This window comes from Arthrobacter cryoconiti (assembly GCF_020905375.1).
GTDB classification, from domain to species: Bacteria; Actinomycetota; Actinomycetes; order Actinomycetales; family Micrococcaceae; genus Specibacter; species Specibacter cryoconiti.
Window position 1 is genome coordinate 1 of sequence record NZ_JAJJBU010000016.1, and the last position, 25,806, is coordinate 25,806.

The window sequence follows — 25,806 nt, forward strand, 5'->3', positions numbered from 1 at the left end:
TGAAAGTGTGTTCGTGCGTCATCAACCAATCCGAAGCGCCGTCACTTTCCAGACGCCATGAGACTCCTCGAGCCGAAGCGCCATTGCGCGGAAACGTGTCCGCTCCGCCACCACCACGGAGGTCTCGTAGATGCCCGGGCTGACTGGGAAGCTGTGAATGGAGTGGACGACCGGATGGGGGTGAAGTGTGGTGATGGCGCCAGCAGCTTCAGCCTGGCTCATGTGCCGGGCCCGGTGTTGGCAAGCTTGTGCGTGTAAACGTGCTCTTGTTGCCAGAGCGCTCAAACATAAAGGATTGAGCCAGCGTGAAAGCTGCGCAACCGAGCGTGCTCCGTTGAGCACTTCCAGGACCGCCAAAGAAATTTTCCGGGTCATCTCAATGACTAACGCGCGTTCGGTCGTCGTTGTGTCCAGTGACACGGGGGATGACCCGTTTCCGGCAGAGACAGCAGACGAGCCGTGTGGAATGGAAGCAGCGGCTTCCTGAGCTGCTTGTGCCAGCTGGGCTACCGGGCGCGTGGGCATGCGTACCACTGTTCCCTCAAAGTTGGTGGTTCCGGTAGCGGATGGCTCCGGAGCCGGACGGCGCACCAAACGAGCTGGCGGGGAAGTGGTTTCGGGTACAGCCATGATGGTCATGTTGTTTTCCTTTGAACGGATCTTCGCGTTGCGAAGTCTGGTTACCGCAATGCCGTGGCTTCTTGATGCTGGCGTTTCACCCGAAGGGTGCGTGCAGAACTTGGCCAGGCAGGATGACATTGGGATCGGCCCCAATAACGAAACGGTTAGTGCGATACCACTGCGGCCAGGCCTGAGCCACTTCGACGTCGGTGGCAAATGGCCCCAGTGCTGCCGCAGCAATTGACCACAAGGTATCTCCTCTTTTGACCACGATCGCTTCTTCGCCGTCACTGCTGCCATCGTTCGCAGAGCCGATGCCTTCGCTGCCGGCGCTCCCAGGGCCGCCGATCTTGCCGCCACCGGGGCGAGATGCCTGACCTTGATTGTGCGGAGGTAGGGATTGGGTAAGAGGGGTCGGCGCTGCTGCCGGGGAAGGGCGTGTTTCGGGGCGGACCAGGAACCCGGGGTCCACAGTGGGGGCTTGAGGGGTCCACAGTGGGTTGATATCCGGGGCTGGAACATTTATATCCGGGGCAACTCCAGCTGTGAGGTCCTGAGGTGGAAGGTTCCCAATGTCAGCGGTCAGGGAGACGAAATCAGGGGCAGTTGCAACGGTTGGATGCCACTGTGGATCGATGGGTCCAGAAAAAGTTGGAGACGCGACCGCCAGTGGAGCAACGAGCAGGTTCAGACCGAGTACCGCAGCGACCAAACGACGCATAAATGCTGGTGACCACGGCGCCGTGGTTGACGCGAGCCGGGTCCGCCCGCGTACCTGCGCTACGCCGGAGATGACAGCACAGGCTAGGGCAAGCAGCCACCATAGGGCCACGGCGATCCCCAGCCCAGCTGCCAAGGCGCCTATGAGCTCTTCGAGGGAGAAAGGGTTGTTGGCGTTCGCACCGCTTAGGCGTAGCCGCAACAGCGAACGTCCGGCAAAGAGCATGGAAGCACCTAAACAGAGGATGGTTGCCGTCATAGCAACGTCCGCGCCGATTTGCTTCTTCATGTCGTCGTCTCCTGACTAGCGTTTTGATAACGTTTGATCTATTTTGACATCGAATAATAATATATTAGCCATTTTGAACTCATTAGTTGCTGCTTGTCTAGTATGGATTGTGGTGATGTGGATGAAAGGTGAGGGTTGACGCGAAGAACGGTCGGTGACTAGCGTGGCGGCATGCGATGGGATGCACTTTTTGGAGACCTCGATGCGCAATTGCACGCGGCGGAACAACAGGACCTCGAATGCAAAGTCAACGAGTTGGCGCGAGTGGAGGAATCACAAACCACACTTGCTGATGCCCTGCGGGGCGCGCTGGGGCAGGAAGTCGCCGCAGTACTGCGCAACGGCATAGTTCACCGGGGCTGTCTGCAAAGGGTTGCGGCGCAGTGGCTGTTACTCGAGGAAGCGAATCAATCGGTGGTGCTTCCCATCTCCAAGCTACTGAAGGTTTCGGGTCTGGGCTTTGCGCGGGTTCCCGAGCGCGGCCACATGAATCTTAGTTTGGCCTCGGTGTTGCGCTTGTTGGCAAGGGACAGGGCAGTGGTAGTGCTTGAGCTCGATGCCACGGCGCCCCAAAGCATGCGCGGAGTTTTAGACCAGGTTGGAGCCGACTTTTTTCTTCTAATGCAGCTTGCTGATGGCGTGGGCCGTGGGAGGGACAATCAACAAGGCAGCATCATTGTTCCACTGGAGGCGGTTTTGTCCGTGAGTTCCAGAGGGGAAAATAGTCGTTAGCTCGCTAAAGGAGCTCGAGCTCGTCCTTGCTATTTGGCAGTTGTTTGCACTGTCGGCGCTGGCGCAGTGTCAACAGTGGGCAGAGACGTCTTCCCAGCGGACTTTTCGGAGGAAAGCATGGCCCTAGCGGCCGCATGGCGGTCTTCGATGAACTGATTGAATTTGGCTTCTTCGATCCGCCACTGGCCCCTTCCGCCAATTTGGAACGCGGGAAGTTCTCCGCTGTGTACCAGTTGGTAACAAGCCGCGGCAGAGATCTGGAGCAGTTCGGCCACGTCGGCAAGAGTGAGGAATCTAGGCATGTACTCATTATCCCCTTATTTGTGCATGTTTGTTCTTGTTATCTACTGATTGATCTTCTTTACGTTCGTAAGCGGTGTCCTAGTTGGTAGAAGCGCGATAGTTATCCACAAATTTGAGGCCAATTGGAGCCAGGGACTATCTCCGCAACGGTTTCCGCAGTAAGAATGGAAGTCACATGCGCAGTGCGCAAAAGCACGACTGCACGGGGGACTCGGATGGGGGACCATGGACATGGATCGGAGGCCTCCGGCGCCGCGACTGGGCAAGCCATCGTGGAAGGATCCGCGGCTCTTTATTGGAATCTTGCTAGTGCTTGCCTCTGTGACGTCCGTTGTCGCCTTGGTTGGCGGGGCAGATAAGAGCGTACCGGTGTATGTTGCTGCAGACGCTCTGGTTGTCGGTCAGAGCATCGATGTTAGCTCCTTCGACGTCGTACAGGTTCGTTTGGGCGACGCCGACGAAAAGTACCTTCGGGCAGGGGCGGCTATTGCACCAAACGCCGTTACCGTGCGGATGGTACCCAAAGGAGAGCTAGTTCCCGCCTCCAGCATTGGTGGTGCCGATGCCCTGGATCGCAAGCCCGCACCAGTGACCGTGGCTGAGCCTTTACCGAAAGAAGTTGCTGTCGGTACGCACGTGGACGTTTGGGTGGCGTTGCCTGACGAACACAATGGATTCAAGGAACCAATTCTGCTGCTTCCCGGTGCTGAGGTCGCGGCCTTGAGCGAATCGTCAACGTCTCTGGGCGGAGGCAAGGGCACTCAACTGATGGTTTTGGTGACGGACAGCCAGATGCCCAAGTTTCTCGGTGCCGTAGCTAACAAAGCGAAGGTATCAGTGGTGTGGAATCCCGGCGGTTCCAAATGAGACCCATCACCGTGGTGACTGTGGGGGACACTTCAGCCGGGATTGTCAATGAATTAGAACGCGGGCATGGCGATGTCGTGGTGGTTCGGCGATGCGCGGAATTGGCTCAAGTGTTGGCAGTATGTCAAAGCGGTCTGGCTAAGGTGGCGCTCGTGGCTGATGGTGCCCATGAGCTGACTGCGACCCTTGTAGACCGATTAACTGCCGTTGGTGTGGGAGTAGTGGCGGTAGCGGGCGATCTCACTGAAGCCAACCGGTTGCAAGGCATCGGCGTGATTGCGGTGGTGGGCGTTTTGACGCCGGAGACCATCGCTTCTGCGGCGACGGCGGCGATGGCCGCCAGCGAGTTTTCGGTCTCCACGGGTTTTGCAGTGCCGTCGCAGAAGCTCGCGCAATCCGAGTCGCAGGATGCCGAGCGGGCCCATGCTAGGGGGAACCACGTTGCGGGGAGCGGCGTCGGATCCCAGAAAAATACTGCTGGCGATGGGGAATCGGATAAGAATCCGGACCCAGCACCAGCACCTGAGAGTCGTGAGGCCAGCGTTGCAAGCAACCACGGGTCCGGTGTTGCAATGGAAAGCGCAGGGGGAGCAGCGCTGACTAAAAGAGGAAGTTCTAGCGTATCTACGGGCTCTGGAAGCGACCATCATGGTGTTTCAATGCCAAAATTCCTCTCGCGATGGTCGTCCCGGTTTTCACGCCACCTGGCAAATACGGGGGTTGAGTTGGTTCCCGGATCGAATGCTGATTCGCGAAATAGTCCTCGGAACAGTAGCCCTATCGTCCCCGCGACCATTGCCGTTTGGGGGCCTATCGGCTCGCCTGGGCGCACTACTTTCGCGTTGAACTTAGCCGCCGAACTGGCTGTCTTGGGCCGAAGCGTCATGGTGATTGACGCAGATACCTACGGTTCCAGTACTGCCGCCATGCTTGGACTGTTGGAAGAATCAGCTTCATTCGCCCAAGCGTGCAGGATCGCCGATCAGGGAACGCTAGGTAGCAGTGAGCTGGCCAAGATCTGTGCCGAAGTTGTCTTCTCCGGCGGCCATTTCGCTTTGTTGACTGGGCTCACACGCTCTGAGCGATGGCCGGAGTTAAGGTCTGCCGCCGTGGAGCGCGTCCTGAAGACCGCCCTGCTTTTGGTGGATACGGTGGTGGTTGATTGTGGGTTTTGTTTCGAAAACGATGAAGAGCTCAGCTACGACACACTGGCACCCCGTCGCAACGCTGCCGCTCTAAGCGTTATGGCCCATGCGGAGCGCATTTATGCTGTCGGCGGCGCAGACGCCATCTCGTTACCGCGATTAATCCGGGGACTCAATGAGCTAGGCGAGTCTCACTTTGCCAACAGTGAAGCCAGCGTAGAGGTGGTCCTGAACAAGGTCCGTAAGGCGGCTATTGGGACGGCCCCTTTAAGAGCCCTTGAACAGGCCTGGGAACGGTTTGGCCCGACATACCCCATCAATTATTTCCTGCCATGGGATGCCGATACAACAGAGCGGGCTGTACGGGAGGGGCGACTTTTATTAGAGGTCGCACCTGACTCGGCCTTGCGTCATGCCTTTGTCCAGATAGCTTGTGCACAAGTCCAAAGAAAACGAGCAACTGCTGGTGCAAAAGCCACAGCGAGCCCCGTAAATACGGGATAAGCTCAATGAGAGGCCGCAAAGAAGCGGTCTTTTCTTATTTGACGGAGGCGTTAGATTCATGTCGTCCAACTCACCCACCACTGAGCCTGTGCAGGTTGCTGCACGGTTGAACGCCAGTGATCGGCAGTTCATCACCGACTATTACGTGCATTTATCCGAGGAAGACGCAGGCGAGTACAACTCGGCTGTTCTCGATGCACGAGCCCTGATGCACCGTTCGCTGGCTGCAGAGCGTGCGCCGGGAACGGTGAAAGTGGATGTAGTAGATGAGCCGGATGCGAGCATGCTCTACATCGTCACTGACGACATGCCGTTCTTGGTGGATTCCGTCAGCGCCGAACTGGTGCATCAGAATTTGGCTATTCGACTCGTCACCCACCCCATGTTTGTGGTTTCTCGGGATCGCACAAACAATGCGCTTGTCGGAATCCATAAGGTTCCCTCTCATGCCGGTGTTGCCAGCGGCGACACATCCACCATGCCGAGTGTGGCCCATCTGATTGCCGAGGGTGATAACGCCTCGCATCTGGAGTCTTGGATTGCCGTGGAACTGGACAAGACCTCCGAGGATGAAAAGGCAAACCTCGTTGATGGCCTCGTGAAAATTTTGGCCAACGTCCGCGCTGCAGTCGAGGACTGGCCAGCCATGCGAGAGAAGGCGCTGAGCCGGGCCGAGGTACTGGCCACGGAATTAGCTGGCGAATCCTTGACCGATCTCCGCGAAGCTGAGGACTTGCTCCACTGGATGGACGCCGGGAATTTCACCTTCCTGGGATATCGCGAATACGATCTCCTCAAGCAGGACGGTGAAGACGTCTTGGTCCACCGGGAAGGAAGTGGGTTGGGGCTGCTACGGGACGGTTCGACCCATCCCACGGTCCAGCATCTAACAACCACCGGACAGCGCAAAGCCCGTGAAAAGCGGGTTCTGGTCATCACCAAGGCAAATTCGCGATCCACGGTGCACCGTGCCTCGTATTTGGATTACATCGGTATCAAATCATTTGATTCCCAAGGCAATGTCAACGGTGAGCAGCGCTTCATCGGCTTGTTCGCCTCCGCCGTGTATACCGGGTCCGTGCGTAATATCCCTGTCGTGCGTGAAAAGGTCGACGCCGTTCTGCGCCACTTTGGCTTCCCACCAGACTCGCACTCCGGCAAGGACTTGTTCGCCGTGTTGGAAACCTACCCCCGCGATGAGCTTTTCCAAATGGAAACTGCGGACCTGATTGAAACCGCCACCGGAATCCTGCGTCTGGCCGAGCGCCGTCGCACTAGATTGTTTTTGCGCCCGGACATCTACGGTCGATTCATGTCGGCACTTGTCTATATTCCCCGTGACCGTTACACCACCGCCGTGCGCCGCCGCATTGAACAAGAACTTACGCGCACCTTCAACGCCGTTTCCATCGATTTTGAAGCCCGCATGAGTGAATCCGTGCTGGCCCGCCTGTTTTTCCGCATCAGATTGCCCAAGGAATTTTTTGTTCCGGCAGATCTACAAACTGCCGAGCTAGAGCAACGTTTGGTGATGGCTGCCCGGTCGTGGCCAGAAGGAATCACTCAAGTGCTCCGGGACACCCAGCCGCTGGAGACAGCAGCGGGGCTTGGTGCGAAGTGGGCGGAAGCGTTCCCGGCCAGTTACCGGGTGGACTTTGAAGTGGAAGATGCCCTGAAGGACATCAAACGCTTTGAAGCCTTCGACACTAAGTACAAGCAGGTTATCGAATCCGGGGCTGGCCCGGAAAAGTGTGCTCCTGGCATGGATGTTTATCTGCCAGAAGGTGCCGTGGATTCTCAAGCTGGTGACGCCCGCGTGAAGTTGTACATGGCGCATCCGCAAAGTTTGAGTCAGATTTTGCCGTTCTTCCACAACCTGGGCATCGAAGTCATTGACGAGCGTCCTTTCGAGATCGAGACCGCTGATCGACGCGATTTTTTCCTCTACGACTTGGGCCTAAAATACCCGGCGAACGTAGATCCTCTCGCCACCGCTGATTTGCTGACCTCCGCGTTCGGAGCCGCCACTACTGGTGCTAGCGAATCCGATCTTTTTGATCGTCTCGTTTTACGTGAAGACATGGACTGGCGCCAGATTGTGATTCTGCGTGCTTATGCGAAGTATCTGCGCCAGATGGGGAACACCAATTCTTATGGTTTCATCGCTGATACCTTGCTGGAGAACGTGGCCGTCACACGCGCTTTGGTGGAACTTTTTGAAACCCGTTTCGATCCCACGCGAGAGGATGAGACGCGTGGCGAGCGCACCGCGGAAGTTCACGAACGTCTGAACGAAGCGCTGGAAAACGTCCCGACTCTCGACGCGGATAGGGTGCTGCGTACCATCGCGAATTTGGTTGATGCCACCTTGCGCACAAATTATTATCGCGGCCGCGACTTCCTCAGCGTCAAGCTTGACCCGTCCCAGATCAACGGGTTGCCATTCCCCCGTCCGATGTATGAAATCTGGGTGTACTCGCCACGCGTTGAAGGCGTGCACCTCCGTTTCGGAAAGGTCGCCCGCGGCGGGTTGCGTTGGTCGGACCGCAGGGAAGATTTCCGTACCGAGGTACTGGGTCTGGTCAAAGCGCAGACGGTCAAGAACGCTGTGATCGTCCCGACCGGCGCCAAGGGTGGTTTTTTTGCCAAGCAGCTTCCGAACCCGGCCGTTGACCGTGGTGCATGGATTACAGAGGGCAAGGAAAGTTATAAGACCTTCATCCGTGGCATGTTGGACGTCACTGACAACCTGCTCGCCACTGAGGATGGGGAAGTAGTCGTTGCCCCGGAAAACGTAGTTCGTCACGACAGCGACGATACGTACCTGGTGGTTGCGGCCGACAAGGGCACGGCGTCCTTCTCTGACACCGCCAACGCCATCTCCGCAGAGTACGGCTTCTGGCTGGGGGATGCCTTCGCATCCGGCGGTTCGGTGGGCTACGACCACAAGTCCATGGGCATTACCGCCCGTGGTGCGTGGGAGTCCGTCAAGCGTCACTTTAGCGAGTTCGACGTCGACACTCAGGCGGAGGAGTTCACCGCTGTGGGGATCGGGGACATGTCCGGAGACGTCTTTGGGAACGGTCTCTTGCGAACCAGACATGTGCATCTGGTGGCGGCCTTTGACCACAGAGACATCTTCCTTGACCCGGCACCGGATGCAGGCGCGGCCTTCGATGAGCGTCAACGGCTCTATGATCTCCCGCGCTCCTCGTGGCAGGACTATAACAAGGAACTGATCAGTGAGGGGGGTGGCGTATATTCCCGCTCCCTGAAATCGATTCCGATTTCCGAACAGGTCCGTACGGTTCTTGGCCTACCGGCCGGAACCGTCAAGTTGAGCCCCCCTGAGCTTTTGCGGGCAGTCCTCCTTGCACCTACGGACCTGCTCTACAACGGGGGGATCGGTACCTACATCAAGGCCAGCACTGAGATGAACGCCGAGGTTGGCGATAAGACCAACGACGCCATCCGGGTCGATGGCAAGGATCTTAGAGTGAAGGTGATTGGCGAAGGCGGGAACCTGGGCATGACCCAGCACGGTCGTGTTGAAGCAGCCCTTCACGGTGTCATCCTCAATACGGACGCCATTGATAACTCGGCCGGAGTGGATTGCTCCGATCATGAAGTGAACATCAAGATCTTTGTTGATCGAATGGTGGCAGCTGGCAAGTTGGCACCCGAAGAGCGTGCAGAGTTCCTGATGTCCATGACAGATCAGATTGGTCAGCTGGTCCTTGCGGACAACGTTGACCAAAACGTTCTGCTGCTCAACGACCGTCAACGCGTCGTGGAATGGAGCCCCAGTTATGAGCGGTTCATGGACTGGCTCGAAGAACATGGTGATCTTGACCGCGGGATCGAAGCGCTTCCTAGCAACGATGAACTGCGCGAACGTCTCCAAGGGGGCCAGGGACTGACCTCACCAGAACTTGCTGTGCTCGCCGCTTACGCCAAGATGGAATTGGCCACGGCCTTGACTGCCAGCGATCTGGCGGATGACCCGTGGTTCAAGTCGACGTTGCGCCGGTACTTCCCGGTACAAGTGGCCGAGCGTTTTGACGCGGAATTGGACACTCATCCGCTCCGTCGGGAAATTATCGCCACTGTGGTCGCTAACGACATTGTGAATCTTGGTGGCATCACCTTTGCCTTCCGGGCCATGGAGGAGTCCTCAGCTGACGAAGCCGTCATTGCCAAGGCATTTGTGGCTCTGCATGAGATCTACGATTTTGACTCTATGACGTTGGCGTTGCGCGAGCTGCCGCCGTCGTTCCCTACGGAACAGTGGTGCACAGTTCAGCTGGATATGCGACGACTGCTGGATCGCGCGCTGCGCTGGCTCGTCAATGAAGGGCTGGGGCAGCGCACGATTGCTGAAGTTGTGGGCCAGTTCAAGCCGGTGGTTTCCTCTCTGGGAGCGCACATGGGCGACTTCTTCCAAGGTGAGGACGTAGTTCGGGTGCAGTCCTGGTATGACCGTGCCAAGGCAGTCAATATGCCCGATGAGCTGGGATGGCAGTGGGCGGAACTTTTCGAAACGTACCCGCTACTAGATGTGGCCAAGGTCAGCGCCGGCTTGGCCGAACCTGTGGAGGACGTGGCCAGCGTGTATTACGCGCTCTACAACCGCTATGGGGTGGATGCTCTGCTGGAACGGATCACGGCACTGCCGCGCAACGACCGTTGGCAGGCTCTTGCCCGTGCGGCATTGCGGGACGATCTGTACGCAACGACGGCGGACATGACACGAAATGTCATGCAGAGCACCGAACATGGTGCTCCAACCCTTTCGCGGGTCGAGGGTTGGGAAGCTCAGAACCGAGAGCAGTTGGCCCGGGCGACCAAGATGTTCGCTGAGGTTAACGAGCTAGAACAAGACGACATGGCGTCTTTGTCGGTAGCATTGAGGCTCCTGCGTTCAATCGTTCGGAGCTAGTATTTTGACGGTTATGCCCGGCCCCGGCTTTTAGTCGAGGCCGGGCATTGCCAACCAACACATGAGGAGCCCCAGGTGGCCATCTTTGCCGACATGATACGAAACGGCGCAGATTTTAGGCCAGGGGACGCTGAATGGCTGCACCTTCTGGTGGGGGATTGGCAGCTGATTGCTGACTTGGCTTTTGCAGATCTGGCCTTATGGTTCCCCCACCCTGAAAAAGGATATGTGGCGCTGGCACATGTGCGCCCGTCTACCAGCCACACCATGTTTCACACCGACTTTGTCGGTGAAGCTGTGGGGCCGGAGCTGGAACCGCTGGTTAGCTTGGCATGGCGCAGCCAGAACATTGAACGCTCTGGTGAAACTAACATTTGGAACGCTGATCTGGCGATGCGGGTGGAAGCCATCCCCATGGTCCGCAACGGGCGCACCCTAGCCGTCATCACGACTCATATGGACTTATCCAGCTCGCGGATGCCGTCGCGGCTGGAGCTTACCTACCGCCAGTGCGCTTACGACCTTCTCAAAATGGGGACCTTGGGGCTGTGGCCGGACTTTGCCTCACCTACGGGTTCCCGGCGTGGCGCGCCGCGGGTGGGAGACGGTGTGCTGCGTCTTGACGTAGACGGAATCGTCCAATACGCCAGTCCCAACGGAGTTTCAGCCTTCCGTCGGCTGGGCGACGGGGAATCGTTGGAGGGACGCTCGCTCGCCGAAGTTACCACAGGGCTTTTGAAGGACCGGCGCATGGTGGATGAGACTCTGCCGCTCGTGGTGACCGGGCGGATGCCATGGCGTACAGAAATTGAATCGCGCGGGGTCAGTCTGTCCTTGCGCGCTATTCCTCTGCGGGACGCCACCGAACGTTTTGGAGCTCTTGTATTGTGCCGAGACGTCTCCGAGTTGCGACGCCGTGAACAGGAGCTCGTTACTAAAGATGCCACCATCCGCGAAATTCACCACCGCGTAAAAAACAATTTGCAGACCGTTGCGGCACTCTTGCGCATGCAGTCACGCCGGATGCACAGCGAGGAAGGTAAACAGGGTCTTGAACAGGCAATGCGCCGCGTCTCCACTATCGCGTTGGTTCACGAAACCCTGTCGCAGGGGCTGGCCCAAAGCGTTGACTTTGATGAATTGATTGACCGGCAGTTTCGCTTATCGGCTGAAGTGGCGTCACCATCGCAGAAGGTTCACACGGAGCGTGAAGGTGTTTTTGGAGAATTGCCCAGTGATTTTGCGACACCCTTGGCGCTGGTGATCAACGAGTTGGTGACCAATGCCGTCGAACATGGGTTGGAGGACCGCGAGGGAACTGTATCCCTTAGCGCCAGGCGCTACAAGAACGACGCTGGCGACGACGCTCTGGCCGTGACGATCGCTGATGACGGTGTAGGCCTGCCGCAGGGCCAGATCGCTGAAGGGCTGGGCCTACAAATTGTCCGCACTCTGGTGACAAGTGAACTTGGCGGCACCATTGAGTGGCAGAAGCGCGATGGTGGAGGCACTGCTGTGCTGCTGGATATGGCGCTTATTAGCCGGCACTAGAAAAGAGCAGCCCGGGACGTTTAAGTCCCGGGCTGCTCTTTGGAAAACTGTGAAGCTGGTTGCCTAGCTGGCGCGGCGGGCGCGGGCCGCACGACGCTTCATGGCGCGTCGTTCATCCTCGCTCAAGCCACCCCATACTCCGGCATCCTGGCCGGATTCAATAGCCCACTTCAAACAAGTGTCGATGACTGGGCAACGACGGCACACGCTCTTTGCTTCCTCAATCTGCAACAAAGCCGGACCTGTGTTCCCCACGGGAAAGAACAGCTCAGGATCCTTGTCGAGGCAGGCTGCGCGACTACGCCAGTCCATGCTGATCACTCACTCCTTTTTGAACGGTTGGCTCTTTGTGAAAAATTTCACGTTTGGCCACATAAGAAAGGGGCCTGCGAGGCCCCTTTAGGTCATTGGGTTAAGCGTGTCATGTTAACTCTTGGTAAACAAGGGGTTTGGCGTCGCATTTTGAGCTGAAGCTCTGAGCGATACGTCACAACCCGTGAGCTGTTCCTGGCCGTTCATAGCTGCCGTTAGCGAGTATCCGGTAAAGTACACATGTGCCAACACCTTCCGTGAACCCCTCAGAACAGCCGGAGTCAGTACCGGGCAATGCCAACCCGGGCGCACTTGGACGAGCGGAAACGGACGGACTCACGACACGCAGACCCTTAGGGGTGGTCCTCATCGCCGTGGTAGTGGCACTTGAGGCCTTGGGATTGGCCGCAGCTGGTGTGTGGTTTTGCATCGGCGCGTTTACCCAGGAATCGGTGTCCATAGCGAGCACAGTATTTTTGATAGTGCTAACCTTCGCCGTGGCGGCCGGCTTGGCAGCCGTCGCGGTTAACGCGTACAAGGGTTTCCGATGGACTAGGTCAGCGACGTTCGTCTGGCAGTTGCTGATGGTTGCTCTAGCCGTTCCTGCTCTCCTGAGCGGGGCAACCTTGATAGGGCTGGTGCTGCTATTGCCTGCGTTAGTTGCTGTTTACTATTTGTTCACTCCCACCGTGGTTGCATTTTCGCTGCGAACTGGCGGCGAAACGACAGTACTCTAGAGCGGGCCAGAGCTAGCATTATTGGCGAGACCTTGCTGGCGATCAGGGTTGGCGATCAGGGTTGGGCCGAGTCGGACTCGCTGTTTTCCAGAGCGGGCAGTTCCTAGCGATGATGTGGGCGCCTATCCTGTCCGAGGCCCCGATGAGTCGGAGGCGGGAAACTGAAACCATTCCCGTCTCCCGCGATCAAGGAGTACAGCCCTGCCCGGAGGTTCCCGTCCTTGAGTGTCCAAGCGAACCCCAAACATTTCCCCGTCTTGCGGTTGAGATGGAGACAGGACGATTCCGCGATCAGGGCAGCGCAGCCCCCATTCAAAGGGATAGCGGGCCAGCGAGGGAAGATGGTGGGGAAATGCGACAACTGCCACGGCGCCTGTTGATAGGGCCTTAGTGATGGCAGTCAGCTCTGCGTCACTGCGCGAGTCAGCATCGTCCATCCACCACACCTGCGTGTCTTCGGGATGTGCAAAAAATGGTTCATTGATAGCGCGAATGCTCATGAGGAACGTTGACTTTCCGGTCCCTGGACCGCCCACCACCGGGAGGACTGTACCCGGGGGTATTGTGACGGTAATAGGGGTGGTGCCGTCACCGCCGATCCCCAGAATAATGACAGTGCGTCCCGATGACGGGGAAACTTCACGGGCAATGTTTTCCTCTAGGAAACAACGAGCCTGCTTGAGGGTCAGATGCTCAGGTAGCGGACGCACTGATAGGGGAGGGGCGACGGTTGCAAAGAGCAGGCGTCCCTCTGCCGATTTTTGCTGCTCCACAATGAGTGCTCCGGAGCGTCGGCCGTGAACAGGGACCGCAGTGGGCTGCGGGGACTCCAGCTTCCGTAGCTGGGCCACATGGGCAATTTCTGCTGGGCCGTTGCTGACAGCAGCATTGATAGCCCCAAAAACAACTGCCCGGCCCGCCACTGCTGCATAAGCGGGCATTGGTGGCCAGAGGAGCATGGATTCACGCGTGGAGCCGTGGCCAATAAAGAGCCGGTTCGGAATTGCTGCGATGAACGCTGCCGAAAGAAGTTCCCGTCCACCACCAATAACGACCGTCAGAGAACGACTGTGATGGCGGACTAGATCTGTGATCATGTCTTCGGCCCAGGCCCAAGGACTTGATCGGAAGGCAGATACCCAATGGGAGAAGTCCGTCAAGAAAACCATCAGACGCGTGGGGGAAGACTTGGCCACTTCAGTGAGCCGCCACACCAGTCTTGCTGCTGTGCGCAGGTTATCTGGCCCCACATAGCCGCCCACAAAGGGTTTATGGTGGCATTCATGGAGCGAACCGTCACCGTCCAGAACGTAAAGGAAAGCTGGTGGCACCGCAGCGTTCGCGATTGCCTGTAGAAGCTGGACTAGCGTCATGGCAACGGCGTGAGAGGTCTCGTTGACGGCTCCCACACATGCGAGATGGGAGTGTTTATCGGGAGACCATAAAAGTGGCTCGAGGGACTGCCGTTCCGGGATGTCCATCAGGCCAAGATCTATCAACGGCATGTTCACGGCATCTGCGCTGGTCTGCACTTGATGCTTGAAATGGTTTGTAGTTAGCTCCAGAGAATTCGGCAGTTGGGCGGCAATGACCGTTGGTGCTGCACGGGTTGGCTGCATCAACGCCCAAGCACCGACTAACAAGTGCGTCACAGCAATAATGTCGCTCTCCTGCGACAATGCTGTGGAGTCAGCGCTCATCGAACTTGGCGAAGTACCCGAACTACTTAGGCCCGCCATCCGTGTCAGCCTATCTGTCGCGGAGAGGGCTGTGGGCGGCGTTGCGAGGCCAGCTGTGGGAAGTCGCAAAGTGGCACAGTGAAATTGCGTTGCTTTCGTTCCAGCGCGGCTAATGAACGCGCGCCCGGGAGTGTTGACGCTGATGCTGGCGGCGATGCCGGATCCGAGGATGTCATGAGACTCGATGCTCGTTTGCACACGAAGGCACACCGAGGTGGTGACATTGGCGCGGATGTCAGCATTAATCGCTCCTTGGGGGCGTTGAGTTGCCATGACTAGGTGGATACCTAAGGATCTTCCGACAGCGGCAATACGCATGAGCTCTGCCATGACATCAGGGTGTTGATCAGTCAGTACCCGGAACTCGTCGATGACGAGGACCAAATGAGCCATGATGGCAAGGCTGCTAGCAGGCTCTGAGTCACGCCCCGGGCTAAGGCCGACGTTGGGAATCTCTGTCGGCGTCAGTGTCGACGTCGGGCCAGGACTTCTGAGTGCCCGGTAGGCGTTGATGTCGCTTGCCCCGGCCTGGTCCAGTGCCGATTCCCGGATCCGGATCTCCGCACGCAATGAGGCGAGCGTCCGTCCCATTCCATGACCGTCCAGATCCGTAATCAATGATGTGGTGTGCGGAAGTCTAGAGAGGGCACCCAAACCTGCCCCGCCCTTAAAATCTATGAAGATAAATTCCACGTCCTGAGGGGAGTGCGCCACGGCAAGACTCCCAACCAAGGTGCGCAGGAATTCGGACTTGCCCGATCCGGTGGTGCCACCCACCAGCAAATGGGGACCGTCATGGGAAAAGTCAAAGTACTCCTTACCTGTTGGGGAAACTCCCACGGGGACACGCACCAACGGGCCGTTGGCATGAGCCTTCCATTGCTCGGTGATGGAGGTGACCGTCCGCAGATGCGGAGGGGGAATACTGCCTGCAAGCAAAGGCTGGCATTGTTTCGGTATGTCATTCGGAGTTGCCCGGCACCTGGCGTAGCGCTCGAAAAGAACGGCTGGGACGCCGTCGGGCACAAAAGTCAGCCCATAAGCAGTGCCAATAGGGGGATTGCTGTGGCCGTCAAGCGTCACTGTCGCGACGTCATTCTCTACTGAACCGGAGGAAAAATGGAGGCAGGGCACATCAGGAAACACTGAATCAGACAACGATCCAGTTGCATTCAGACACACAACCACACAGCGAGGCAGAGGATCAGCTGCTTTCGACAACGGTGAGGCTTCTCCCCACGTGCGGGATCTCAATGGACGCAGTGAATCGACGCAGCGGCCAGCTTCCTCTGCTGAAACGGCTAGCACGGTATTGGCTAAGAACCGGGCAGATAAAGGGAGCTCGTCCACGGCCCCCCAGATGACGACCGGGACGTTGGCCGTGTCCAGCTGCATCAAGACAAAGTGCAAGAGTTGGCGCAGGGAGTGAGCAGCCCCGCAAATTACTGTTCGTCCCGCAATCACTGGCACGGTGAAAGGCATGTGAGGAATGAGCGGAGGAATAAATCCAGAACCGATGGCACCAAGTGTCACCTGGGCTGGTTGCTCGGCTGTCCCCAGACGAAGAGCGATGTTCCTGGGTGTCGGGCCGATGGGCGGGCCGGAATCAGTTGGAAAAGACACCGGAGTGTTCCCCGTCAATGGGCGGCCCAGGTCACCCGAGGAGTTCATGACCGCCAGACGATCCCGAACCACGGCAGTCCGCTGGGCGGCGGCCATGAGTGAGCCAGCATCGGGAAACGCAGCTGTCCGCCTGAACGCATCGGCTTCGGTGGCGGCAGTCAGCGAAGCGGAGAAGGCACGTCGTCGTCCTACTCCACCCAGCAAGGGCAGCAGCACGGTTACCGCACCCATGCCAGCAAAAGCTAAGAACATGAGCGAACCTGTCAGCCACGCGAACACAACTCCGAGCAGTAAAGGCAGCAGACCGGCGGCGACCATGGCCCACCGACCACGGGAAAAGCCTGCTTTATCTGTCAGCACAATGGGCTTTAAGCCCCCAAGGCCTAAAATCAGTGGGGGCATCGAAGGGGATGCCTGCCCAGGTAATGCTCTTGAATCGGACGGCATCGCCAAAACAATGGCAAAGGTGCTCATCCCACACTCCACCAGATCCCCAACGTGCAAGTTAGTGGGACCCTTGATGGGCCGGGCGCTCGCGGTCGGCAAGTGTACCCAGTCGCGTCTGAGAGTGAAGCCCGAGCTTTCTGGGGCTGGGGCCAGTGTCATGGCGTCTTGGCCTACAGTCAGCACCCCGTGGTACCGGGACAATGAGGGATCGGCAATTGATATCTGGCAGTGACCGCGGCCAATTCGGTAGTTTCCCCGGGTGAGAGGAAAAATGGCACCAGCACCGGGTCCAGACTTGACCATCATCATGGCAGGAGCGCTCGGGTGAGATGCTGATCCCGAAGCGGGCATGGAGGATAAACCCTGCTGGGCCTGCCCTGCTATGTGTGGTTCTACTATGACAACCGCTCCGTCAATAAGGGGGGGGGACACCTGCGCGCAACTCGTGCACATTTTGTCCTGAGACGGTAAACGTCGATTCTGGCCACCACTGGGCTAGAGCATCGCAGACCAGTTGCCCGTCTAGGAGATCGCCAGGATCTAGTTCTGGTTCGGGTAGGTCTAGGCTCATTTCCATTGGCGGAAAAGAAGCTGCTTGTTGGCCACCTACCGCCGTAATTTCCAGCTGCATCTGTCTTCTTCCATACTGAACCATGCCCTAGAACCTCTGAGGTCTACTGAGTTTATGGTGCGGCATATGCTCCCGGGCGTCGGCGTTGGACTTTGTTAGCAAGCACGTGCAGAGAATGGCCTGTGGAGGAAGAACCACTTGCCTTGATCGTTACGGCAGTGGATTAAAAGTCCGACGACGTGCGCTGATTCATAGCAGGCGAAGGCGAGGATTGAATAACGTTCGGGTAACCTAGACAGGTAGACGTGGCACAGCCGTGCCCGTTAATCTGTAAACAGGAGAGTTTGTGAACGCTGACCTCGTTGTCGTCGGTTCGGGTTTCTTTGGCCTGACCATTGCTGAACGCGCCGCCACCGAGCTGGGCCTGAAGGTCGCCGTCTTAGACCGCCGCCACCACATTGGCGGGAATGCTTACAGCGAGAACGAGGCGCAGACCGGCATCGAGGTGCACCGCTATGGAGCCCACCTCTTCCACACCTCTAATGAGCGTGTATGGGAATATGTGAACCGATTCACAAAATTCACCAATTACCAGCACAAGGTCTACACCGCCCACAAGGGCGAGGTCTACCAGATGCCCATTAACTTGGGCACGATCAACCAGTTCTTTCGCTCGGCCATGGGCCCTGCTGAGGCGCGCGCACTGATCCAGGAGCAAGCGGGCGAATTAGCTGGTACCGATCCGGCAAACCTGAATGACAAGGGTATTCAGCTCATTGGGCGCCCCCTCTATGAGGCGTTCATCAAGCACTACACCGGCAAGCAGTGGCAGACGGACCCCAAGGACCTGCCGGCGTCGATCATCTCTCGCCTGCCCGTGCGCTACAACTACGATAACCGCTACTTCAACGACACCCACGAGGGCCTGCCGGTTGACGGCTACACGGCCTGGATCGAGCGCATGGCGGAGCACCAGAACATTGAAGTGGTCCTGAATGCCGACTTCTTCGACGACGGCGAATTTGGCCGCCAGCAGGTCCTGGGCCAGGTACCGGTCATCTACACAGGTGCCGTCGACCGTTACTTTGATTACGCCGAGGGCGATCTGTCTTGGCGCACCATTGACCTGGAGCAGGAAGTTCTGCCCATTGAAGACTTCCAGGGTTGCGCCGTCATGAACTATCCGGATGAAGAGCAGAAATACACTCGTATACACGAGTTCCGCCACTTCCATCCGGAGCGCAGCTACACCAAGGACGCGACGGTCATCATGCGCGAATTCTCGCGCTTTGCCGAAAAGGGCGATGAGCCGTACTATCCGGTCAACACCAGCGATGACCGCAGCAAGCTGCTGGCCTACCGGGACCTGGCGCGGGGGGAATCGGACGTGCTGTTCGGCGGCCGACTGGGCACCTATAAGTACCTAGACATGCACATGGCGATCGGATCGGCCCTGAGCATGTTTGACAATAAGATCAAGCCGCACTTCACCGGCGGGGCAAAGCTGCAAAGCGGAGGAGTTGACGCGTGAGCGTAGCCGACAAATTGGAAAGCACGACGGCGGCAGCCGAGTCTGAGCAATGGCGCACGCTCCAGCGCGTCATCCTGCCCACGGATGACCAGGTGGACACGCTTCCATTGTACGTGGACGCCGGTTCCGCCAGCGGCATCAGGTTGCGCGAAAACGACGAGTTGGCGCGCAGCCCCAAACTCCCCGAGGACAAGCTCCAGCTGTTCAGCTCCGGCGGCCCCAAGGCACACTTTGACGACATCCTTTCCCGCCAATCCATGAATGTCCGTGCTGGCGAGCAAGTCTCCTTCGGCACGTACTTCAACGCCTTCCCAGCTAGCTACTGGCGCCGCTGGACGGATGTGCGTTCCGTCCGTCTGGAGGTCACCACCACGGGCCACGGCAGCATCACCGTCAGCAAGTCCAACGCCCGCGGTTCGGCACAGCACGTGGAAAGCACCACCGTCAACGGTGCGGCAAACACGGTCTTTGACCTGACGCTGGCTCCCTTTGGCGACGGCGGCTGGTACTGGTTCGACCTCGCGGCGGACCAGGACGGCATGAACATGGTTGAGGCCCAGTGGACCATGCTGGACGAGGCCCACACCGACGGGCAGGTGACGCTTGAAATCACCACCATGAACAAGCCAGACTACTGCCTGAACAACGCCCGCATCCTGGCCGCGAATCCGGAGGCGCTGGAAAACGTCAAGGAAATCCTGATCGTTGACCAGGGCACCAAAAAGGTCCGCGACGAGGAAGGTTTCGCCGAGGTTAGCGCCTCACTGGGCGGCAAGCTGCGCATCATCGACCAGGACAACCTGGGCGGTTCCGGCGGCTTTGCCCGCGGCATGTATGAGGCCGTGGAAAACGGCAGCGACTACGCACTCCTGCTCGATGACGATGTCGTAGTTGAGCCCGAGTCCATCCTGCGCATGCTGGCATTCGCCGATCGCTGCAAGAAACCAACCATTGTGGGCGGGCACATGTTTGACCTACACAACCGCAGCGTCCTGCACACTTTCGGCGAAGTGGTGGACCCGCACCGCATTGTCCCGGCCATCCCGCATGCGGACATGGACATGCGCCACGACTTCTCCATCGCCAACCTGCGGCAGACCTCCTGGCTGCACCGCCGCGTCGATGTTGACTACAACGGCTGGTGGATGTGCATGATCCCCACCGCCGTAATCAAGGAGATTGGCCTCTCCCTTCCCCTGTTTATCAAGTGGGACGACGCCGAATACGGCTTGCGTGCGCGGGCGGCGGGCTTTGCCACGGTGTCCCTTCCCGGGGCCGCCGTTTGGCATGTCTCCTGGCTGGATAAGGACGACATGGTTGGCTGGCAGTCTTACTTCCACGAACGCAACCGCCTCATCACCACCCTGATTTACAGCCCGTACCCGAAGGGTGGACGGGTGCTGCGTGAATCGGTGCAGGCAGACGTGAAGCACCTAGTCTCCATGCAATACTTCACCGAGCACGGCCGGCTGGAAGCGCTCAAGGACATATTCAAGGGCCCGGAGCAGCTCCACGGTGTCCTTGCGACCAAACTGCCCGAGATCAACGCATTGCGCGGGCAGTACGCTGACGCTCAATTGCAGGAGAACGTGGATGACTTCCCCACCCCGACCCTTGGCCGCGGTCCAATGGGTGGAACACCGGTGGGTATGCCTCGCAAGAAGGACCTTGTTACTTGGGGGTTGAAGACAGTCGCCCGGCAACTTGTCAAGTCACCCAATGCTGATGCTGCAGTGCGCCCGCAGAGTGTGCTCGCACACCGGGACAGCCGCTGGTTCCGCCTAGCACGCTACGATTCTGTAGTGGTGACTAACGCCGAAGGTACCGGCATGTCCTGGTACCGCCGCGACCCGAAACTGCTGCGCTCCATGCTCGTTGAATCTGCTCAACTCCATGCTCGTTTGGTGAGAGAGTGGGACGGGCTCGCCACGCGCTACCGGTCCGCGGTCGCCGAGATAACATCCATGGAGGCATGGAAGAAGACATTTGATGCTCACTCCAGAGATGAGCAGTAGATGAAATCTTCAAGTAACGAGCTGTCCACCCCCGGTAGCGGACGTGGATTACTGGACGTCTATTCCAACAGGTTCCTGCTGAAATTGTTGGTGCGCAAGGAAATTAAAGTTCGCTACCGGGGCTCGGTACTGGGACTCTTATGGTCCTATGTCAAACCGCTGATGCAGTTCATGATCTATTTTGTTGCCCTCGGTATCTTTCTCAACCTGCAAAAAGCCACACCGAATTATGCCATCTATTTATTTTCCGGCATTGTGCTGGTTAATTTTTTTACCGAATCATTGGGTAATTCAACCCGGTCGATCGTGGAAAATAGAGATTTGATTCGCAAGATCTATCTTCCCCGCGAACTTTTTCCGGTTTCCACTATTTGGGTGTCAGCCGCACATTTTATGCCCCAAGTGGTCATCTTGGTGGGAGCCGCTCTACTAGTGGGGTGGGAACCTTCTGCGTACCAATTGTTAGCAGTCGTTGCAGCGTTCATTATTGTGGCAATTCTTGGTACTGGTCTGGGGCTGCTCTTTGGTGCCATCAACGTTTACTTCCGCGACTCCGAGAACATAGTAGACATGATTTTGATGGTGGTGACCTGGGCTTCGCCGGTACTTTACACCTGGACGATGGCCAGGGATGCCCTCGGTTCTTGGTTTTTCCTTTACCAGGCCAACCCGATGACAGTAGCTGTCGAGATTTTCCATTGGGCATTTTGGTATCCCACCTTAGGGTCAGAGCAGATTGGCATGGTGGAACTACCCTCGGATCTTATTGCTCTTTGGTTGCCAGTTGCATTGTTGGTTTCCCTAGGAGTTCTGTTTTTTGGCCAACTGGTATTCCGCCGTCTCGCCGTCCACTTTGCCCAGGAGCTTTAGCATGACCGTCTCTGCATCTGCCGCCGACAACGTCGCCATCGCCTGCCGTAACCTACGCAAAACCTTTGTACTTCGCAATACTAGGTCCATGAAAGAATCAGTCGTATGGCTCCTCACGGGGCGAAAAGGCGATCTTTCCCGAAAGTTTGATGCGATCAAAGACATTTCCCTGGATGTTGTTCAGGGGGAGACGGTGGCACTGCTTGGCTTGAATGGATCTGGCAAATCGACGCTGCTGAAGCTGATCTCCGGCGTTCTCCAGCCCGATGGCGGTACCGTGCGTACACGAGGGCGTGTGGCTGGCCTTATCGAGGTTGGGGCGGGCTTTCACCACGATCTCAGCGGCCGCGACAACGTCTATCTCAACGGTGCTATCCTCGGCATGACCGAGAAGCAGATCGACACGATGTTCGATTCCATTGTGGAGTTCTCTGAAATTGGTGAGTTCATCGACACGGAGGTCAAGTTCTACTCTTCCGGAATGTACCTAAAACTCGCCTTCTCCATCGCCGTCCACACCGACCCTGAGGTTTTCTTGATCGATGAAATCCTCGCCGTGGGCGACGAGCCGTTCCAGCGCAAGTGCATCAAGAAGATCAAGGAGCTGGCAGCTGCCGGCAAGACGCTCTTTGTGGTCAGCCACGACCTGGATCTGGTGTCCACCGTCTGCGAACGGGGTGTGTTGTTGGAACACGGTAAGGTCATCATGGACAGCGATGTACACTGCGTCGTGAAGGAACTACGCGCCCGTTCTGAGGGAGATTAGCCAATGGATTCCACAACATCGCTTGCGGCGCGACGGGCCACTCTATGGAAAACGTGGACTGCCGGGTTATTGGCGGTGGCCATGGTGGCGGCGGCGATTTTCTATCTCGGCATCAACCGGGCACCCAACGCGGAGACCGTTGGGTTACAAATCAATTCCTTGAAGTCACCGGTGGGTGTTTCTCTGGACAGTTTTTCTATGAGCTGGCAAAATCTCACGAGTGAGCGGGGATCCATCCAGGAATCCTATGAAATTGAACTGGCCACGACCACGGCGGAACTGGCCGATTCTCCGCTATGGTCTTCTGGCCGCGTACGATCGCGAGAGCAAGTGGGGATCCAATACGAAGGCGCCAAACTCAAGCCCGCTACCAAGTACCTATGGCAGGTCCGGACGTGGAGTGGTCTAGGTGGGGACTCTTCCGTGAGTCTGCCGGCATCGTTTGAGACTGAACTGGATCCAGCTCAGAGCTGGCCAGCTCAGTGGATCGGCGGCATCGAACACACGGATGCTGTGGAGCGCTGGGCAGACTATACAACGAACGTCGAATTCAGCGTCGAGTCCGGTGGTCTTGGGGTCTATTTAAGAGCCGCGTCTCTGAAGGAAGGGTATCTTTGGCAGCTTGGCATCATTGACGGAAAGACCATTTTTCGGCCTCAAGTGAAGGTCAATGGCAACGTTGCGGATCTGGGCTCGAAGGACATTTCCAGTGTTATTTCCGCCGAACGTCTCCTCAAAGGACGGCACGCCTTGACGACGTCGCTGAAGGGTCCGGTCATCGTCACCATGCTCGACGGCATTGAGATCGATCGGAGGGAAGACCAAACCTTCACAAAAGGCTACGTCGGCTTTTATCAAACATCGAATGACCAAGGGAAACAGAACGCCACCATCTACGCGGTGAAAGTCACGTCGGCCAGCGAAGAGTCGCTGTTGGACACCGCTTTTGCTGATCGCTCCAACCCGTTCACCAGCGGTCGTTCCGACGGAGGGAAACTTGTCTTACTTGCTCCGACCGACGCCCTGTACCGTTCCTTGTCGGGAATGCCGCTGCTCCGAACTGACTTTGAAGTCAACAAGTCAGTGGCTTCTGCCCGACTCTACGCGGCGGCAAGAGGTATCTATGAAACAACTCTCAACGGCCGCAAAGTTGGTGACGAATGGCTTGCACCAGGCTGGACTGACTACAACAAGGGGATCAAATATCAGAGTTTTGACGTCACCGACTTGTTGTCTCAAGGGCATAACGCTTGGGGTGCAATGATCGCGGACGGGTGGTACAGCGGCAACATTGCTGCACTCGGGACGGCTCACTATGGGGAGTCGCCGTCGTTCCTTGGACAGTTGAGGATTGAGTTCACAGATGGAAGCCATCAAGTAATAGGTACCGATCAGACTTGGAAGACCAAGCCAGGGCCAGTGGTTCAAGGCGACCTCATCATGGGTGAGACGTTTGATGCAAGTGCAGATTCTCCGGGGTGGACCAGTGTGGAATTTGACGACTCCGCTTGGAATTCTGCCCGAAAGGTCCCCGGTTCTGACGCAGCCATGATTCCTCAGACGGAGCCTCCAGTTCGTAAGACAGGCGAGCGAGTGGCTCAATCCCGAACGGAAACAGCTCCCGGGGTCTGGGTCTATGACATGGGGCAGAATCTCGTAGGGGTCGGCTCAATCACGGCGACTGGCACGAAAGGAGAGAGGCTGCGAATCCGTTATGGCGAAACGATCTCGCCCGATGGAAGCCTGTATACGGCGAATCTCCGTAGCGCCATTGCCACGGACGACTACATTTTTTCAGTTGACGGAAAAACAACAATCGAGCCAAGGTTTACAACGCACGGATTCAGATATATTGAAATTTCTGGTGTATCGGACGCTCCAACCGCGGATGCAGTTCATGCGATAGTGCTGGGAAGCGACCTCCCGCTGCGCGGGACTTTCTCCACGTCGTCGCCAATGCTCAACCAGCTTCAGAGCAACATACTTTGGAGTCAGCGCGGGAACTTCTTGTCTATCCCGACAGATACGCCGGCTCGTGACGAACGTCTTGGATGGACGGCGGATATTGGCGTCTTTGCCGCAACAGCAAGCTACAACCAAGACACATTGGCTTTCTTGTCCAAGTGGTTAAAGGACGCCCGGGAATCACAACTTCCCAACGGTGATTTGCCGGGCACTGCCCCTTCGGCGTGTGCATGCTTCGAAGGTGGCACCGGATGGTCCGATGCCATAGTGACCGTTCCATATGCTCTATGGCAATACTTTGGTGACACTGCAGTCGTCCGGGACAACTATGAAGCCATGAAGCGATTCATGGATTTCCAAGTCAAGACATCTGGTACCGGTCATATCCGCATCAGCGGGCCGTATGGGGATTGGCTCAATCTTGATGACCCAACGGATCCTGGACTATTGGGTACCGCGTACTTTGCATACACTGCAAGACTTATGGCGGAAATGGCACAGGGATTGGGTAACGCTGCAGACGCCAAGTATTTCTCTCAATTGGCAGGCGAAGTAAAGAACGCGTTCATTTTCAACTATGTTCGCGGCGATGGGAGTATACTCGGTGGTAGCCAGACCGGTTACGCATTGGCCATTGGGATGTCGCTGCTGCCAGAAAATCTTCGAGTACTAGCCGGGACAAAACTGGAGGACGTCGTTCAGGCTCGTGGTGGGCACCTTTCCACGGGCTTCTTGGGGACCCCGTGGCTTTTGAAAGCACTAAGCCAAACCGGCAATATGGACCTCAGTTTTTCGCTGCTGACGTCCACAAGCTACCCATCGTGGGGTTATGAGATCGGCAAAGGGGCGACCACGTTGTGGGAACGCTGGGACGGCATCCGTCCCGACGGAACCTTTCAGGACCCAATGATGAATTCCCTCAACCACTATGCGGCGGGGTCAGTTGGTGAATGGATGTATGCCAATATTGGCGGTATTCAGGCAACCAAGCCGGGGTTTAAAGAATTTGTGATCGCCCCACATATTGGAGGGGGATTGACGCATGCAAACGCATCCGTAGACAGTCCCTATGGACCGATCAAGAGTGCATGGTCTCTTGCCGCAGGAACCCTAGAACTCAACGTCACGGTGCCTGCCAATACCGAAGCTACCATTCGCATACCCTCAGACACTCTTGAAGGCGTCAATGAATCAGGACATTCGGTGCTCAAAGTTAAGGGTGTACTCTCTGCCCATGTGGAAGCGGGAGACGCGGTCATACTCGTAGGGTCCGGCGACTACCGCTTCTCGGTGGCCGCTGGCTAATACTACAATCCCGATCGTAGGTGTGACCTCGGTCTTTGAAGTGGTATTTTTGTGCGCGGTGTTGGTCTTTTCGCCGCCATAGGGAGCCTCAGATGAAGGGGGTGGGGTGTCTAGTGTGTTTCGTCAAAGTGAAGTACCACGGTTATGCGTTAATGGGTTCTTCAGAATAGAGAGTGTAATTTCGGTCTGAACCCGCCGGATTCTAGGAATGAACCGTCCCGGATTTGATGCCGCTGTCTTTTTTGAGAAAGATG

At 57.3% G+C, this 25,806-nt stretch carries 16 protein-coding genes; 11 read left to right on the top strand and 5 right to left on the bottom strand.

Translation table 11 applies throughout. From position 1 onward, the window contains the following. Positions 1 to 21 precede the first annotated feature (21 nt). Together LOH53_RS08845 and LOH53_RS08850 are read right to left on the bottom strand one after the other, a co-directional pair. The gene (locus LOH53_RS08845) at positions 22 to 639 is read right to left on the bottom strand and encodes an Rv3235 family protein (RefSeq protein ID WP_230067382.1); all 618 of its coding nucleotides are present in this window, start codon (positions 637 to 639) and stop codon (positions 22 to 24) included. Between the two features lie 76 nt (positions 640 to 715). Further along, positions 716 to 1,630 carry a LysM peptidoglycan-binding domain-containing protein gene (locus LOH53_RS08850; RefSeq protein ID WP_230067383.1) on the bottom strand — a complete coding sequence of 305 codons (915 nt, stop codon included), beginning with the start codon at positions 1,628 to 1,630 and terminating at the stop codon, positions 716 to 718. 171 nt (positions 1,631 to 1,801) lie between these two features. Between LOH53_RS08850 and LOH53_RS08855 the strand changes: the two genes are divergently transcribed. Further along, the gene (locus LOH53_RS08855) at positions 1,802 to 2,362 is read left to right on the top strand and encodes a hypothetical protein (RefSeq protein WP_230067384.1); all 561 of its coding nucleotides are present in this window, start codon (positions 1,802 to 1,804) and stop codon (positions 2,360 to 2,362) included. Between the two features lie 29 nt (positions 2,363 to 2,391). Here LOH53_RS08855 and LOH53_RS08860 read toward each other — a convergent pair whose 3' ends face one another. After that, on the bottom strand, positions 2,392 to 2,664 hold the full coding sequence (locus tag LOH53_RS08860; protein ID WP_230067385.1) for a helix-turn-helix domain-containing protein: 273 nt from the start codon (positions 2,662 to 2,664) through the stop codon (positions 2,392 to 2,394). A 232-nt stretch (positions 2,665 to 2,896) separates the two neighbouring features. Between LOH53_RS08860 and LOH53_RS08865 the strand changes: the two genes are divergently transcribed. The 4 genes from LOH53_RS08865 to LOH53_RS08880 all read left to right on the top strand — a co-directional run bounded on the left by LOH53_RS08865 (position 2,897) and on the right by LOH53_RS08880 (position 11,671). Continuing rightward, positions 2,897 to 3,532, top strand: a complete 636-nt coding sequence (locus LOH53_RS08865; protein ID WP_230067386.1) for a hypothetical protein — start codon at positions 2,897 to 2,899, stop codon at positions 3,530 to 3,532. Further along, positions 3,529 to 5,181, top strand: a complete 1,653-nt coding sequence (locus LOH53_RS08870; protein WP_230067387.1) for an AAA family ATPase — start codon at positions 3,529 to 3,531, stop codon at positions 5,179 to 5,181. The genes LOH53_RS08865 and LOH53_RS08870 overlap by 4 nt, the downstream gene beginning before the upstream one ends. Before the next feature lie 58 nt (positions 5,182 to 5,239). Beyond that, positions 5,240 to 10,120 carry an NAD-glutamate dehydrogenase gene (locus LOH53_RS08875; RefSeq protein WP_230067388.1) on the top strand — a complete coding sequence of 1,627 codons (4,881 nt, stop codon included), beginning with the start codon at positions 5,240 to 5,242 and terminating at the stop codon, positions 10,118 to 10,120. 75 nt (positions 10,121 to 10,195) lie between these two features. Then, entirely contained in the window at positions 10,196 to 11,671 is a 1,476-nt protein-coding gene (locus LOH53_RS08880) for a sensor histidine kinase (protein WP_230067389.1), read from the top strand. A 63-nt stretch (positions 11,672 to 11,734) separates the two neighbouring features. Here the strand turns inward: LOH53_RS08880 and LOH53_RS08885 are convergent, their stop codons facing one another. Continuing rightward, a complete protein-coding gene (locus LOH53_RS08885; protein ID WP_038469266.1) occupies positions 11,735 to 11,983 on the bottom strand; it encodes a WhiB family transcriptional regulator in 249 nt (82 codons plus the stop codon). A 242-nt stretch (positions 11,984 to 12,225) separates the two neighbouring features. Between LOH53_RS08885 and LOH53_RS08890 the strand changes: the two genes are divergently transcribed. Then, a complete protein-coding gene (locus tag LOH53_RS08890) occupies positions 12,226 to 12,720 on the top strand; it encodes a hypothetical protein (protein WP_230067390.1) in 495 nt (164 codons plus the stop codon). A 122-nt stretch (positions 12,721 to 12,842) separates the two neighbouring features. Here LOH53_RS08890 and LOH53_RS08895 read toward each other — a convergent pair whose 3' ends face one another. Beyond that, complete coding sequence (locus LOH53_RS08895) at positions 12,843 to 16,880, bottom strand: FHA domain-containing protein (protein ID WP_230067391.1); 4,038 nt, start codon at positions 16,878 to 16,880, stop codon at positions 12,843 to 12,845. Positions 16,881 to 17,446: 566 nt separating this feature from the next. Here LOH53_RS08895 and glf point away from each other — a divergent pair. From glf to LOH53_RS08920, 5 genes are all read left to right on the top strand, one after another. Continuing rightward, complete coding sequence (gene glf / locus LOH53_RS08900) at positions 17,447 to 18,631, top strand: UDP-galactopyranose mutase (protein WP_230067392.1); 1,185 nt, start codon at positions 17,447 to 17,449, stop codon at positions 18,629 to 18,631. Further along, entirely contained in the window at positions 18,628 to 20,646 is a 2,019-nt protein-coding gene (locus LOH53_RS08905) for a glycosyltransferase (RefSeq protein ID WP_230067393.1), read from the top strand. The genes glf and LOH53_RS08905 overlap by 4 nt, the downstream gene beginning before the upstream one ends. Further along, positions 20,647 to 21,516: an ABC transporter permease gene (locus LOH53_RS08910; RefSeq protein WP_230067394.1), complete on the top strand. Its 870-nt coding sequence runs from the start codon at positions 20,647 to 20,649 to the stop codon at positions 21,514 to 21,516. A gap of 88 nt (positions 21,517 to 21,604) precedes the next feature. Beyond that, positions 21,605 to 22,282, top strand: coding sequence for an ABC transporter ATP-binding protein (locus tag LOH53_RS08915; RefSeq protein WP_376991554.1), 678 nt, complete (start codon positions 21,605 to 21,607; stop codon positions 22,280 to 22,282). A gap of 3 nt (positions 22,283 to 22,285) precedes the next feature. Next, entirely contained in the window at positions 22,286 to 25,552 is a 3,267-nt protein-coding gene (locus tag LOH53_RS08920; RefSeq protein ID WP_230067396.1) for a glycoside hydrolase family 78 protein, read from the top strand. Positions 25,553 to 25,806: the final 254 nt, after the last annotated feature.

Bases quoted from the DNA above. Each gene is read 5' to 3' on its own strand.
- LOH53_RS08845 (WP_230067382.1), bottom strand. From the start codon at position 639: ATGACCATCATGGCTGTACCCGAAACCACTTCCCCGCCAGCTCGTTTG.
- LOH53_RS08850 (WP_230067383.1), bottom strand. From the start codon at position 1,630: ATGAAGAAGCAAATCGGCGCGGACGTTGCTATGACGGCAACCATCCTC.
- LOH53_RS08855 (WP_230067384.1), top strand. From the start codon at position 1,802: ATGCGATGGGATGCACTTTTTGGAGACCTCGATGCGCAATTGCACGCG.
- LOH53_RS08860 (WP_230067385.1), bottom strand. From the start codon at position 2,664: ATGCCTAGATTCCTCACTCTTGCCGACGTGGCCGAACTGCTCCAGATC.
- LOH53_RS08865 (WP_230067386.1), top strand. From the start codon at position 2,897: ATGGATCGGAGGCCTCCGGCGCCGCGACTGGGCAAGCCATCGTGGAAG.
- LOH53_RS08870 (WP_230067387.1), top strand. From the start codon at position 3,529: ATGAGACCCATCACCGTGGTGACTGTGGGGGACACTTCAGCCGGGATT.
- LOH53_RS08875 (WP_230067388.1), top strand. From the start codon at position 5,240: ATGTCGTCCAACTCACCCACCACTGAGCCTGTGCAGGTTGCTGCACGG.
- LOH53_RS08885 (WP_038469266.1), bottom strand. From the start codon at position 11,983: ATGGACTGGCGTAGTCGCGCAGCCTGCCTCGACAAGGATCCTGAGCTG.
- LOH53_RS08895 (WP_230067391.1), bottom strand. From the start codon at position 16,880: ATGCCCGCTTCGGGATCAGCATCTCACCCGAGCGCTCCTGCCATGATG.
- LOH53_RS08910 (WP_230067394.1), top strand. From the start codon at position 20,647: ATGAAATCTTCAAGTAACGAGCTGTCCACCCCCGGTAGCGGACGTGGA.
- LOH53_RS08915 (WP_376991554.1), top strand. From the start codon at position 21,605: ATGAAAGAATCAGTCGTATGGCTCCTCACGGGGCGAAAAGGCGATCTT.
- LOH53_RS08920 (WP_230067396.1), top strand. From the start codon at position 22,286: ATGGATTCCACAACATCGCTTGCGGCGCGACGGGCCACTCTATGGAAA.